General features: G+C 70.2%; 16 protein-coding genes. 2 read left to right on the forward strand and 14 right to left on the reverse strand.

The window, feature by feature from the left end; all coding sequences use genetic code 11:
* Positions 1–79: 79 nt before the first annotated feature.
* The 9 genes from M8C13_RS32680 to M8C13_RS32720 all read right to left on the reverse strand — a co-directional run bounded on the left by M8C13_RS32680 (position 80) and on the right by M8C13_RS32720 (position 5,893).
* On the reverse strand, positions 80–1,459 hold the full coding sequence (locus M8C13_RS32680; RefSeq protein ID WP_252484623.1) for a ParB N-terminal domain-containing protein: 1,380 nt from the start codon (positions 1,457–1,459) through the stop codon (positions 80–82).
* A gap of 95 nt (positions 1,460–1,554) precedes the next feature.
* Positions 1,555–1,839, reverse strand: a complete 285-nt coding sequence (locus tag M8C13_RS32685) for a hypothetical protein (RefSeq protein ID WP_252484624.1) — start codon at positions 1,837–1,839, stop codon at positions 1,555–1,557.
* Positions 1,836–2,432: a hypothetical protein gene (locus tag M8C13_RS32690; protein WP_252484625.1), complete on the reverse strand. Its 597-nt coding sequence runs from the start codon at positions 2,430–2,432 to the stop codon at positions 1,836–1,838. The genes M8C13_RS32685 and M8C13_RS32690 overlap by 4 nt, the downstream gene beginning before the upstream one ends.
* Positions 2,429–2,833 carry a single-stranded DNA-binding protein gene (gene ssb, locus M8C13_RS32695; protein ID WP_252484626.1) on the reverse strand — a complete coding sequence of 135 codons (405 nt, stop codon included), beginning with the start codon at positions 2,831–2,833 and terminating at the stop codon, positions 2,429–2,431. Before ssb ends, M8C13_RS32690 begins: the two co-directional genes overlap by 4 nt.
* A 72-nt stretch (positions 2,834–2,905) precedes the next feature.
* Positions 2,906–3,760, reverse strand: coding sequence for a recombinase RecT (locus M8C13_RS32700; RefSeq protein WP_252484627.1), 855 nt, complete (start codon positions 3,758–3,760; stop codon positions 2,906–2,908).
* A 1-nt stretch (position 3,761) separates the two neighbouring features.
* A complete protein-coding gene (locus M8C13_RS32705; RefSeq protein WP_252484628.1) occupies positions 3,762–4,700 on the reverse strand; it encodes a YqaJ viral recombinase family protein in 939 nt (312 codons plus the stop codon).
* An 85-nt stretch (positions 4,701–4,785) separates the two neighbouring features.
* The gene (locus M8C13_RS32710) at positions 4,786–5,226 is read right to left on the reverse strand and encodes a hypothetical protein (protein WP_252484629.1); all 441 of its coding nucleotides are present in this window, start codon (positions 5,224–5,226) and stop codon (positions 4,786–4,788) included.
* A gap of 47 nt (positions 5,227–5,273) precedes the next feature.
* A complete protein-coding gene (locus M8C13_RS45875) occupies positions 5,274–5,564 on the reverse strand; it encodes a WhiB family transcriptional regulator (protein WP_374213228.1) in 291 nt (96 codons plus the stop codon).
* A gap of 17 nt (positions 5,565–5,581) precedes the next feature.
* Positions 5,582–5,893: a helix-turn-helix transcriptional regulator gene (locus tag M8C13_RS32720; RefSeq protein WP_252484631.1), complete on the reverse strand. Its 312-nt coding sequence runs from the start codon at positions 5,891–5,893 to the stop codon at positions 5,582–5,584.
* Positions 5,894–6,091: 198 nt separating this feature from the next.
* Here M8C13_RS32720 and M8C13_RS32725 point away from each other — a divergent pair, with 198 nt between their 5' ends.
* Positions 6,092–7,441 (forward strand): hypothetical protein, encoded by a 1,350-nt coding sequence (locus M8C13_RS32725; protein ID WP_252484632.1) that lies wholly within the window; start codon positions 6,092–6,094, stop codon positions 7,439–7,441.
* Between the two features lie 92 nt (positions 7,442–7,533).
* Here M8C13_RS32725 and M8C13_RS32730 read toward each other — a convergent pair whose 3' ends face one another.
* The 5 genes from M8C13_RS32730 to M8C13_RS32750 all read right to left on the reverse strand — a co-directional run bounded on the left by M8C13_RS32730 (position 7,534) and on the right by M8C13_RS32750 (position 11,145).
* Entirely contained in the window at positions 7,534–8,775 is a 1,242-nt protein-coding gene (locus M8C13_RS32730) for a hypothetical protein (RefSeq protein WP_252484633.1), read from the reverse strand.
* A gap of 103 nt (positions 8,776–8,878) precedes the next feature.
* Complete coding sequence (locus M8C13_RS32735) at positions 8,879–9,742, reverse strand: N-6 DNA methylase (RefSeq protein WP_252484634.1); 864 nt, start codon at positions 9,740–9,742, stop codon at positions 8,879–8,881.
* Between the two features lie 61 nt (positions 9,743–9,803).
* The gene (locus M8C13_RS32740) at positions 9,804–10,103 is read right to left on the reverse strand and encodes a hypothetical protein (protein ID WP_252484635.1); all 300 of its coding nucleotides are present in this window, start codon (positions 10,101–10,103) and stop codon (positions 9,804–9,806) included.
* Positions 10,100–10,510 (reverse strand): hypothetical protein, encoded by a 411-nt coding sequence (locus tag M8C13_RS32745; RefSeq protein WP_252484636.1) that lies wholly within the window; start codon positions 10,508–10,510, stop codon positions 10,100–10,102. Before M8C13_RS32745 ends, M8C13_RS32740 begins: the two co-directional genes overlap by 4 nt.
* Positions 10,511–10,812: 302 nt before the next feature.
* On the reverse strand, positions 10,813–11,145 hold the full coding sequence (locus M8C13_RS32750) for a helix-turn-helix domain-containing protein (RefSeq protein ID WP_252484637.1): 333 nt from the start codon (positions 11,143–11,145) through the stop codon (positions 10,813–10,815).
* Positions 11,146–11,702: 557 nt separating this feature from the next.
* On the opposite strand from M8C13_RS32750, the gene M8C13_RS32755 reads away from it, so the two are divergent.
* Positions 11,703–12,839 (forward strand): toprim domain-containing protein, encoded by a 1,137-nt coding sequence (locus tag M8C13_RS32755; protein WP_252484638.1) that lies wholly within the window; start codon positions 11,703–11,705, stop codon positions 12,837–12,839.
* Positions 12,840–12,907 lie beyond the last annotated feature (68 nt).

Here is a 12,907-nt window from a genome sequence, read left to right on the forward strand (position 1 = left end):
GAGGTAACGCGGGACAATCGAGCTGGTTGGACTGCGGGCGGGCTGGCGCATGCCCCTCAGGCGGCCTGGCGCAGTTGGGTCAGCTGGCCATTGGAGGCGCGAGTTCGTGTGCGCCGTCCTGCTCTGCTTCCGGATGGTTCAGCTGTTGGCAGCGCTGGTAGTGGTCGGCTTCGACGTCGGTGGGCGAGCAGCCGTGGGCGAGCAGCAGCCGGTAGAACTCCTCGACCACCTCGGCCGTGCTGCTGGTCTCCGGCGAACTGGCTACCTCGTGCAGGTCGACCACGGTCATGGCGACCACCCGGTGCGCGGCTTTGCGGGCTGGGACCGGACCGCCCGCGGACGGCGGGCTGCAGAGGCGGTCGGCCATTTCGGAGTCGTGCAGGTCGACCTGGTGCAGCGCGATGACGCGCAGGATGTCGTCGAGCCAGGCCGCGGCCTTGGCCTGGGTGGCCAGGTTGCGGGTCAGCCACTTGGCGCGGACCTCGGCGGCGGTGGCCAGTTGCTCGCGCCGCTCGTCTCTACGGGCGCGCCGCTGTTCGAACTCCTCCAGTTGATCCCGGGTGCGGTACGAGCCGGCGATCCGCTGATATCCCTTGGCTTCCGGATCCAGGCAGACGTAGGTGATGCGGGCGCTGTCGACCGGGTGCACGAAGTCGATGATGGCGGCGAAGCCGTCCTTCGTCCGGACCGCTTCGGCGTCGATCTCCGCGCCGTCGGCGGTCCGCAGGTCTCTCAGTGGTGCGACCGCGCTGGAGTACGGGAATCCCGGCGGTTCTCGCACAACGGCTACTCCTTCGGCGGTGAGCCGCTGTTCTGCTTCGGCGTACAACCGGGCGCGCTGGTGCTTCCGCCGGGCGTCGGCCATCGCGAAGCGGATCTGATGGCTCTGGCGGTAGGCGTCGAGGAGCTTCTGCGCGAGGCCCGGTTCGATCTCGTTGAGCGCGCTGAGTTCCAGGACGTCGTCGAGGCTGAGTTGCTGGTCGTCCACCGCGCGGGCGGCCTTCGGGCCTAGTTGGTGTACCGCCAGGGATCCTTCGACCTGCTTGGGCTTGCGCCGGGTCGCATTGGCGAGCTTGGCCGGGGTGTCGAACTCGGGGAACAGAGCGAGTTCGGCGTCGATGGCGGCGCGCTCGGCGGTGCTGAAGTGCTCGTGGGTCTCGTTGTCCTCGCGCACGGCGAGCAGGGCCAAGGCATCGGTGAGGTCTTCGCGGAGGATGCACGGCACGGTGGGCCAGCCGAGGGTTTCCGCGGCTTGTACCCGGTTCTGCCCAACGATGATGCGGTGTCCGCCGTCCTCGGCGGGCACGACCACGGGTGGCTGGAGCAGCTTGAGCTCGGTGCTCATGCTGGCCTGCAGTTCGGTGAGTCGTTCGTCGGTGACGACCCGGTTGGCCGGATGCCGCAGCAGGGCACCGGGGTCCAGGTCGATGATGGTCATGGGACGGGTCTGTTCGGTCATCTCGACTCCTGAGGTCCACTTCGGACGGACTGAATCCGTTGTCCGACAAAGACCTTGCGAGATTTTCGGTTCGCGGCCGCTCCCCTACCCGGCGGTCAGCGCAACCGCCGCTCGTTGAAAGATGGCCCCTCGAATGCCGCCTGCACCAAGTGCTCGGCCATGGCCACGTGGCCCGGGCACCGGTGGCGGCCGTCGGGCAGGACCATCCAGCCGGCCGTGTTGAGCCAGCGGACCTGGGACGCGGACAACTTCGGTTCGTCCAACTGGGCGCGTACCAGCTTGTCCTCGGTGTCCAGCCAGTACAGCCGCTCAACACACGGGCCGTGCTGCTGAAGCCCGCCGCACTGGACCGTCCAGACCGTCAGCGGCCGGAAGCTCATCGGGCCCTCTTCTCGTTGGCGGGCATGGGAACGCCGCAGCGGCGGCAGTGGTCGCCAAGGCGCTCGTGGTCGCCGTCGAGCTGGGCAACGCAGCCGGCGCGCAGGATCTCGCCCACACTGGTCTGGGCCCGGCAGTGGTCGCACAGGCCCCAGGTGAGGGGCAGGGACCGGTCGGCGGGCAGTGCGCGGCCGCAGCCGTAGCACTCCAGCCCGGCCTGCCGGATGGCCAGCAACAGTTGGCCGCTGTCGGCGACGGCGTCCTCGGCCAGCACCGGCAGCATGCCCCAGGCCTCGGTGCGGGTCACCCGCTCCCACTCGCGCGGGGTCAGCTCGCGTTCGGGACCACCGGGATCGGTGACGAGACGGGCCTGGATGTCGACTCGAGTCCAGTGCACCAGGGCGATCCCGAACCGGTCGGCGAGGGCGAGCATGACGTGTCGTGCCTGGTCCTCGTCGAGCTCGGACTCGGCAAGCGCGCGCCGCCACTCAGCCGGTAGCCGGGAGAAGGCGAGTTGGTCCCCTGTGGACGGTGAAGTCCCGCCCCCAGGCCGTAGCGATGGAGGGTCGTCGGCGCGGTGTCGCACGGCGGTCATGCCTCCTCGGTCGCGTCGAGGTCCGGTTCGTCCGGCTCCTGGCTGGGTGCCGGGACGGCGGTGGCCTGCAGCAGCGAGGGCCCGCACTCGATGACCTCGACTTCCAGTGCGGTGCGGGTGCTGCCGTCGCTGGTGGTGAGGGTCCGCGGGCGGAGGCGGCCGTGCACCAGCAGCCGGTCGCCCGCACGCAGGGAGGCGACGAGGTTGCCCGCCTGGGCGCGCCAGACGGTGCAGCGCAGGATGAGTGGGACGCCCGGTTGCCAGTCTCCGCTCTCGCGGTCGTAGCGGCGGCGTGGCGAGGTGACGGTGAAGTTGCAGACCGTGGTGCCGCCGTGGGTGCTCCGGAGTTCCGGATCGGCGGTGAGCTCGCCGGTCACGGTGATCATGGTGTCGCCGAGCATGCTGGACCTCCACGTGTCCCGGGATGGGCAGCGGTAGGTAACGCGACGGGCTCTGCGTGGTTGGCACCGCGGTCACACGGCCTTCTCCTCCGGCGTGGACCCGGTCACGGCGCGGTCGACCTGGTGGGAGACGGCGGCCGGGTCGGCCTCGGGTGTGAGGTCGACCCTCAGACGGCCGTCGATGGCCAGGGCCGTGGCCAGGGGCTGACTGGTGGCCTCAGCCGGGACGTCGCCGAGGAGCAGGCGCAGCGGGGTCTTGCGGGCCATGGCGTCGAAGTCGGTGCGCCACGGACCGATGAGCTGGTCGCGCTGGTCGCGGGCACGGGCGTGCCGGTCTCGGTGGTCCTCGATCTGCTCCCGGGTGAGGTAGAGCGGGTAGCGGCCGCCGGTGAGGTACTCGACTGTGGCGTAGTAGCCGTAGGCGGGTCCGGGGCGACCGGTCAGCAGCGGCTTGTGGATGACCGTGCCGGTGCCGTAGTCGATGTCGAAGGTCTCGCCCTGGCGGACGGCGCGGGCGGTGATGGTGCGCACGAACCCGGAGCGGTAGGCCAGGTCGATGAGGCCGCGGTAGCCGACGACCACGGTGGCGCGGTACAGCTCGGCGGCGGAGTCCCAGAACGGCAGGATCCAGGCGCGGCCATTGAGCGGGCGAAGCCGCAGTTGGGCGCAGGTCATCACCGCGCCGAGCACCGAGTTCGGTTCGGCCTTGGCCAGGTTGTTGGTGGTGCGCAGGTTGGTCATGGCGTCTCGGACGAGCTGGCGGGCGAAGTCCTCGGTGGAGGCCTGCGCGAGCAGTTCGGTCTTGGCCTCCAGCAACTCGACCGCGGGTTGCGGCCGGGCTGCCGGCTCCTCGTGGGTGTCTCCTGCCGGGAGTTCGGCGGCGACCTTGGCGATCTTGTCACGGAGGCGTTGCGGCGACGTTCCCATCTCAGCTCTCCTGGCGCAGGATGCGGAGTTGCCGGTAGTGGGTGGCCGCGACCGTGTGCTCGGCGCGGCGGGTTTCCCGCCACTGCACGAGCGGGCGGCCGAGGTGGATGCCGGTCTCGGCTGGCCCGAGGCGGTGCTTGATCCAGTTCTCCAGTTCGGCGATGGATCCGCGCAGCGCCTTGGCCTGCTCCTTGAGGGCGATCAGTTCCTCCAGCACGCCGAGGTCATGCTCGTCGAGCTCGACCCGGAGCTCGGCCTGGGCCTCGCGGTAGAGCTGGTAGAGCGTGCGGGCGCAGGAGGCCGAACCGTCCGGGTCTGGTGGTCGGCGGGCCAGGACGTGCTGGTGCCAGAAGGACTCCTCGACCGCGATCAGGTTGGCCTCCAGCTCCAGATCGCGGGTGATGCGGCGGATGACCGGGCGCTGGCCGCCGATCAGGGCGATGATCCAGGCGTGGCCGCGGTCGAGCACCGCCATGCCGTGCCGTGCCTGCGCTTCGGCGGCCTCGGGAATGGCGCCGTCGGCCCAGTCCTCAGCCCGGAAGGCCGAGGTGGTCTTCACCTCGAGCAGGCCGCCGTCGCCGGTGAGCCGGTCGGGGGTGTAGCGCATCCAGTGGTGTTCGGCGTGGGCGAAGAGCCCGGCGCGGCGGACGGGGATGTCGCGGGTGGCGGCGAAGTAGGTGGCGATGACCGGCTCCAGCAGCCGGCCCCATCTCATCGGCGCGGTTTCCACCTTGGGCGGCAACAGGTTCAGCTTGTCCGCCCACACTTCGTAGGCGCTCACGGCCGGGTGCAGGCCCAGCACGGCGAGTGCGTCGGAGCCGCCGATGCCCTGGCGTCGTTCGGCCAGCCACATCGATCGGGGGACACGGGCGGGCAGCAGCGGCTTCGGTCGCCGCGGGCGGATTCGCGGGCGCGCAACGCGCTGGCGGAGGGCGGTCATCGGGCACCGGTCCTTCGGTTGGCTTCTGGTCCGTCCAGCAGCCTGCACGGGTCCCGGGCCCGCGCCGCTCCCCCGCTGATCGCGGTCAGTGCAGGATGACGACGTGGGACGCGCGTCTCCGGAGCGTCGCGGCCAGCGTCTTGGGCGGTGCGCAGACGGTGCTGGTGGTCAGCGCGGGGTGTTCGCACAGGGCGCTGAACCGGTGGTGCCCGGTGGCCAGCACGATCTCGGTGTAGCCGATGCCCACCAGGTGCCAGGCGCGGTCCAGCAGGATCGAGGTGGCGCCGCGGGTTCGCGCACAGGCCACCGGCAGGTGCAGCGCCACCAGCTCGGGCAGGTACCGCGCGAGGGTGGCCGGATGCGCGGCGGCCAGGACGTGCTCAACGGCACCCGCGGCAGCCAGCACGGCTTCCAGGCGAGACCGGAGCAGGGCGGCAGAGGCTCGCACGCCGTCCTCGATGGTCAAGGTGTCCAGGTCGATGAGCAGTGCCCGTCGCCGGGCGCGGGCCGCACTGTGGATGGTCATGCGCACTCCCTGAGCGAGAAGGGAAGGCCGGCGGCGGGTGCCGCGAGCTAGGTAACGTGCCGCCGTTGCTCTGGGTGGAGGCCGCCCCAGATGCCGACGGGCTCGCCGGTGGTCATCGCGTGGCGCAGGCACTGCCCACGCACCGGGCAGGCAGCACAGACCTCGATCGCCAGCTCGGTGCGCGCGCCGAGCTGGTCGGGCTGCCAGTCACCGGGTTCGAGACCGCGGGGACGGTGCCACGGCCCGCAGGCCGCGTGCTCGGTCCAGCACCCCAGGACCGCTCGGTGGCTCAGGGGACGAGGCTGGCGGCGGGGTGATCGCCGTGAAGGTGGCGCCATGGCGGGGTGTCCCTTCGTCAACCGCGGTCGTGGGGTTCAGAACTGTCCACTCCGGACAGACCCGGCCCGCTCCCCTGCCGGCCCGGCGGAGGACGGGCCGCACCCAGCAGGGCGGCGGCCACTTCCGCAGGCAGGTCCAAGGCGTTGATCAGTGCGACGGCGACCCGGTGGGTTGGCCGCCATCCCGGTGGTGGGTGCTCGGCGGTGCGGATCGTGCTGCGGGCGAGGCGGCTGCGGCGGGCCAGCGCCGACTGGGTCAGGCCGAGACGCTGGCGGTTCGCACGGATCGCCGCACACACCGAGACGTTGATGCCGGTGCGGGCAGGCATGGCCGGTGAGGTAACGCCGCGGCGGCCACCTCGGCCGGGACGGCGTTACCTGCCCCGGCACCACAACTGAACAGCGAAGGCACCACTCCCGAAGTCCACTCCTCCGGCCCGTTCCCGGCGGCGGCACCCAGCCGCCGCACCGGCGAACTGGGCAGCCGCCGTCTCCGCGCGGGCGGGATGACCGCCAAGGAGACGACGATGAAGGTGACCTTGACCTCCACCCAGGCCGGCGCGCTGGCCAGCTGCATCGGGGACCTGGAGCTGATGGCCGGGCGGACCGTGCACGATCCGGCCTGTCCGGTTCGCGGTGGGTTCGTCTGCATGTCCGCGGGCAACGGCAGGTTCACACTGCGCGCGGCGGAAAACGAACCCTATGTGCTCGCCCAGATCTCGGTCACCGCCGCGGTCGACGAGCCGGGCCAGGCCTGGGTCGCCACCCTGCCGCTGGCCGACCTGCTGACCAAACGTCCCGCCGCGGCGGCCGACCTGGAACTGACGGCTACCCCGGCGGCCGGGTGCGTCCAGGTGGTGTTCCGCACCGACACCGGGCGCACCATCCGCGTCCGGCAAGCGGCGGCGATGGCGGTGACCGAGGACAACGCCCTGCGCACCGTCACCTCGGGCCCCAGCGACCCGGTGTTCTCGGTGCCGCTGACCCCGGACCTGGTGGCCAGCCTCATCGGGCAGGTCCGCCAGCACGAGGACCTGACCAGCGACCGACCTCGGGCGGTGTGGCTGACCCTGGAGGCCAGCCAACTGCGGCTGGAGGCCTGGCTCAGCCGGTTCGAGGCCACCGCCGTGGACTTCCCACTGCCGCAGGCACCGACCATGGCCGGCTGGCTCACGGAGTCCTTCGGGATGCTCCTCGGCCGGGCAGCGGCCCGGATCAGCAAGGTGGTCGACCGGGCGCCCGGGGTGATGGAGATCCGCACGATGCTGTCCAACTCCGTGGACCGGCAGTGCCTGATCCTGCGCGCCGACCCGTACGAGTTCATGCTGCCGCTCACCAAGGTCGACAACGCCGGGATCACCCAGAAGATCCACCGCCTGCGACATTGCCTGGCCAGCGCCAGCACGGTCACCGTCGAGGTCGACGGTGCGGGCGGCCTGATCAGCCAGATCTGTCAGGAGTCCACCGGCGCCCTCCGCCACCCCCGTGCGGTGCTGGACTTCTACGACCGCAACGGCGAGCAGATGCTGCTGGTGCACGTCGCCGACGACGTCAGCTCGGAGGGACCGGCCGCCGAGATCTACTCCGGCGAATACCCGGTGGTGATGTCCGCCCCGTTCAACCGGCGGATGGCTTTGGACCACCGGAAGTTGGCCGCGGCCCTGACCGTCTTCCGCAGGCATCCCCGGATCCTGCTGCACGCCGAACCCGCCGGCACCGATGGGGCGACACTGCTGGGCATCACCCCGGCAGCCCAGAACGCCAACCCGATCACCGAGTTCCAGGCCAGCGACATCCGCACCATCCTGGCCATCCTTCTCCAGGCGCCGACCCGGCTGGCACCGTACGCCGACACCGGCCCGATACCTCGCCTATAGCCGATTCGCTTGCGGGACAACATGGTCGGGTCCGCTTCTCACGGTCGCGGACCCGACCCACACCCGCGGTCGGCAAGGTGCCCCTGAACTCCTCATGCGGCAATGGCCGCCCGCCAGGTGCTTTCGAACGTGCCTGGTTGCTTGTCCGTCACCACCGCGGGTGCGGCCACCAACAGCTCCTCGACCGAGGGATACAGCGTGCGCGGGCGTCCGCCGTGCCGATCCAGAACAACCTGCCGACGGCGTGTCCAGACTCGAAGATGCCCGTCCGATTCCTCGACGCACCGGCGAGCACACCCAGCCATGCGGAGCAACGCTCTCCGCATGCGCGCACGGGTTCCCGTGCTCACGATCCGCACGCTCCGAACAGCCCGACCGCCGCGGCGCGGATCCGACTTCGCCGCCGGAAGGTAACGCCGAACCTGGTAGACCGCCCACGGCACACAACTGAGCTGACGCTGTAACTGCTGCAAGGCAACGGTATTGCCGTCCGCAGTGAGGTGCTCCAGCAGGCTGGTCGAACCGTACAACCTCGCCAGCGGGTTGAGTGCCATCGCCACATGTTCGATCAGCAGCGCCTGCGCCGCCAACTCGGGGTGGCGACGGAAGCGAGCGAGGTGCCCGGCCCGGGACCCCGAGCACACCAAGAAGGGGCAGAAGTAGCAGTAGGATGCGGGGCACGGTTCGCCGGTCCTGGCAAACAGGTACTGCTCCGCGAGGGCGTTGTCCCAACCCCAGTTCAACAGCGGGTAGTACGGGTCGCGGGCGTTGGTGGAGTAGGAGCGGTCACGGACCGCCCGGCGCGCTTCACCGGCGTGGAACCCGAGGACGTGGACGTAGTCCGAACCGAGCACCCGCGCCGCCCAGGTGTCCAGCGGCCAGCCCTTCCACTTGTGTGTGCAGGTGCGCCGCCCCGCGGCGAGAAGCGGCACAGTGCCGGACAGCGTCAGCTCGGCGGACAACCGGACGGGGCCGGAGCGGAACATTCGGGTGGGTGTCGTGGTGTCACTGAGCACGGTCACGCCCTCGCGCTGACAAAATCCTCCGCGCGCGATCTGGACCAGGCGAACGTGGTGCTGGGCCAGCTTCGGCAGAAGGTGCTTTTCGGCGTACCGCAAGGAGTCCGGCCACTCATCACCGGTGACGGCGTGCACCACAACCAACTGGTCGAGGCCGAAGTCCCGGCTGCCCGGGTCATCCAGCCAGCGCAACAGGATCGCGTTGCTGTGCCGCCCCAGGCCCCAGCTGAGCATGACGGCACGGCCCGCGGTGGGGACCGGGCGACACAGTTCGTCGAACCACTTGGGCGAGAACACTCCGGTCGCCGAACTCACCTTCGCTCATCTCCCTGCGCGGTTCGGGCGCTGTTGGTGAGCGCGGCCGCGTCCCGGGCGATCACGCCAAGCCGATCGGGTGGGGTCTCCAGCAGAGCGTGGATCATGGCGAGTTCACCAGGCCAAGGGCCGCCAGGTCAGCACGAAGCCGTGCGCCCAGAACGGCCGCGTCTCGGGCGCGGATGGCCTCGCGGCGTGCGCGCCCCGCCTGCTCCAGCACGTCTCCGGCGAGCACGTCGCCCACACCGAGGAGTACGTTGCGGCCCAAGCCCCACAGGTGTGCGTTCACCGCGCAGGCCGCGATGGCCAGTGGATCAGCGTCGACGCCGATCCAGGTGGCGCCCGTGGGATCGAACCCGCTCGCGCGCATCCGTTGAGCAACAGCGCGAAACAGCCCACCAGTGCCGATCGCGACATCGTGCACGGTCATCCCGGGGCGGACCGGCGGGATGCTGATGCTCACCATCAGGTCGGCCACGTCCATCGGTGTGAAGAACTGGCCGGTCATCGACCGCGAACCACTGGTGTGCAACTGGCTCCACAGCGCGCCGAGGAGGTCGGCCTCGCCGGATCGGGCTGGGTCGCAGATCCAGTCGATGATCCCGTGACGGATCGCGGCCTGGACCATCGCCTGCGCACCACGAAGGTTCTGTCCATTGTGGTCGGTCCACAGCCAGGTCAGCATGGCGTGCGCCGCGGGCCACAGGTCCGGTCGGCCAAGGCCAAACCGCCGCCAGACGTGGCGTAGCCGGGTAGCGATCTCCGGGCCAGGCGTGAGCTGTCCGAGCCAGTCCTTGAGCCCAGCGACATCCATGTCAGCCGGGCGCACCAACATCAGCGCGGACGCGACCGACAACGGGACGTCGAGGCGACCACCGTCTCCAGCGGAATACCAAGCGCGGACAAGCAGTTCGGCGAACCGGTGGCAGTCCTCGCTGGACGAGGTGTCGTTCGGTCGTTCAGGCATGGGCACACGGTCGCTGGCCCGGACACCCGGCCCGCTCCCCTGCCTGCGGCGACCACTGCGGTCAGCTGCGGACGCGGAGCTGCTCGAGGCTGGGCAGTGCTCCCCGCAGCCTCAGCAGAAGCGCCAGCTCGACCGCCGTCAGGCTGAGCTCGACCTCGGGCTGATGAACTCCGGGTTCGTCCCGCTGCTCCTGATCGCCGGCCAGCTCGACCTTGGCCCGCAACCCGCGCCAGGCCGGATGCACGGTGGTAGGCGATGGCGGCCTGGTCGCGCAGAACGAACGCAGGTCCGCCAGTACCGACGCGGGCAGTCCGCAGGTGACAGTGGGCGCGACGACACCGTCGTCCGGCTCCGGGTTCACGGCGAGCAGTGTCCGGCGGGCAGGATGACGGTGAACATGGCCGTGCCGATCGCGCCGGTGTTCGCCCAGCTCACCGCCAGGCGGTCCCAGCAGGCTCGGCTCCAGGACAGCGCCGGGTGGGGCAGGCGTTCGGCGTGCACCGCGTCGAGATGCCGCAGCACCGTGCCGGTCACCGGGGACGGCTGGGTGCCGCGCACGTGCAGCAACCGGCCGCGGCACCGTGAACCGCACTGCTCGACGTCGTGTTGCTCCTGCCAGGCCACCCCGAGCGGCTCCGCGAGCACGACACGCGGGCGCCGGGATGGTCCGGCTGCGCACCGGTGGGCAGCCTCGTGCAACTGCCGCCGCCGACGCAGACTCGGCTCGGTGGCGAAGGTGTGGTCGGCCAGCAACAGCAGCCCGAGCACGGTCAGCAGGCCCGACTGGTCGGGCTCGCTGGTGCGGATGACCGTTCCACAGTCACGGACCTGCCAACCGACGGCTCGTTCCCGGACAGCGGCTGGTGACGACGAAGAGGATGAGCTCATACCCGCTGTTGTCGGCATCACAAACGCCAAGTGCGGCAACACCAGCTCCCGGCTTTCCTCCTGGCTGGTTGTGGTTCTGGCCTAACCGAATAGATTTCAATCGAAACTGAAGCAATCGTCAACACTGATGCGGCAGGCAGGCGACCGGCCGCTGGTCACGGCGCGACTACCGAGCGGAAGAACTACCTGCCCGCCGACCTCGCAGTCTCGATGATCCGGCGTGCCTCGTCGGTCAGCGCGTAGACGACCACCGGCGGTATCCCCCGCTCCACTTCTCGCCTGCTGACCAGGCCGCGGGCCTCCAGGGTCTTGAGCGTGTTGCTCAAGGTCCGCTCGTGGAGGGTCCGCTCACCCGAGGGAGTGCCGTACTCCGGCCCGGCGGCGCGAATCTGGTTGAGCAGTTCCTTGTACCGCCGCGACCCGCGGGACAGCACCGCCAGCACCGGCACGACCCAGTCACCGGACAGAATTCGTGTTCTGGTCGCCAGGTCCTGCCAGCTCTGCTGATCGCCCATCACCAGCGCACCCCCGCCCGGATCCCGGCCGGCGCTGGACGTCGGCCGCCAACATCTTGACCGCGGCACCGGCCGCGAGACGATTCGGTCATGGTCATGGGGTAACGCGCCAACCGCGCCCCGGTTGCGGCCCTCGCGGCGACTCCGACTCCGGACGGCCCGTACGTCTTGACTGGCGCTGATCACCGCGACGGTCGCCGGCACAACCAGCGGCGTCCACACCGCGTTACCCGGGGCCGGGTCCGGACAACCCACGGCTCCCGGGAACGGACGTCACAACGTTCGGCCACCAACCACCGAACAGCTGCCGCGTTACCTCTCCAGGCGAGCCAGCAAGCTCACGGCCGATCAGGAAGCCGAAGTCGGAGAGGAGGATCGTTGTGACTGAAGGAGAGCTGCGTCGCGCCCTGGCCAGGCTGAGCATCGCCTCAGCGGCTCGGCACACCGGGAAGTTCAGCCCGCCGATGCGAGTCCACTGCCCCGGATGTTCACGCGAACTCGCTCCCGGTTGGGGCCGTCGTTGGCGGTGCGCGGACTGCGGCCGCGGTGGCGACGTAGTGGACTTCCTACGCGCTACTGGGCTCACGTTCGCGCAGGCTCGCACCCTGCTGGTGGCCGAGGCTGATCAATGGGCAGATGTCGAACGAAAGCTGTTGCGCGTAGCGGTGCCCATCCCGATGGTGTTGGCACTGCTGGACATCCCGACCGAGGGCCGGATGATTCGTTGCCCGAATCCGGCGGCGCATCGACGTGGGGACGCCCGGCCTTCGTGCGCGGTCTATCCCGATGGGCTGCACTGCTTCAGCTGCGGGTTCCACGCCGACGCGGTGGCGCTCTGGCAGCAGGTCCGGGGATGCGACTTTCGAACAGCCTGGCAAGATCTGATGCGACAGGCGCAACAGAACACCGTTGGGGCAGAAGCACATGAGGTCGTTGCGACCCCGCGCCCGATGCGGAACGGCCGGGACTTCGTTCCGCTCTACGACGAGGTGCTGGCCTGTTGCCCGCCGCTGCAGGAGACCGCGGGCGCCGCGTACCTGGCCACCCGTGGCGTTGACGCCGAGGCTGCCCATCATCTTGGCGTGCGGTGGGTTTCCAACCCGGCACTCGGCAAGATCCAGAGCTTGCTGGACTCGCTACCGGCGGGGGCAGCAAGTGACGCCGGGCTGGTGGACTCGCACGGTCTGTTCGCGTTGCGGTGCCACCGTCTGCTGTTTCCGGCCCGGTGGGACGGGCAGACGGTGTGGTTGCAGGGTCGGTCGACTCGCCGCGACGTGGCCAAGCACGAGCGGTGGCGTTCGCTGGCCGCGATCCGGCCGTGGCCGGTCGGCCTGGACCTGCTGGACCGGTCCGGGCCGGCGGACCGAGTTTTCGTTTGCGAGGGTCTGACCGACTGGCTGGCGATGGCTTGCCGCGGTTGGACCACGATCGGGGTGCCAGGGGCGCAGGCGATCGCCACCCTGTGGCTTCGCCTGCTCACCGGCCGGCGCGTTGTGCTCGCGCACGACGGCGACGACGCCGGTGACCGGGGTGTGCAGCTTTGGCGCGAGCGTTTCCGGCCATTCCGGGTGACACCGGAACGCCTTCCGCTGCCGCCGGATGTTGATGTGTGCGACTACCTCCGCGCCGTTGGTTCGCACGCTCGACCCGGACAACTGCCCATGCCCGTGGCCCTGCCGGATCCCCCTCCCTGAACCTGGGATCCGGCCACCCTAGAGGGTGGGGCGCGCCACGCCCCCCGGCGCGCTCCACCCTCCCCTTT

It is taken from the genome of Crossiella sp. SN42 (assembly GCF_023897065.1).
Classification (GTDB): Bacteria; Actinomycetota; Actinomycetes; order Mycobacteriales; family Pseudonocardiaceae; genus Crossiella.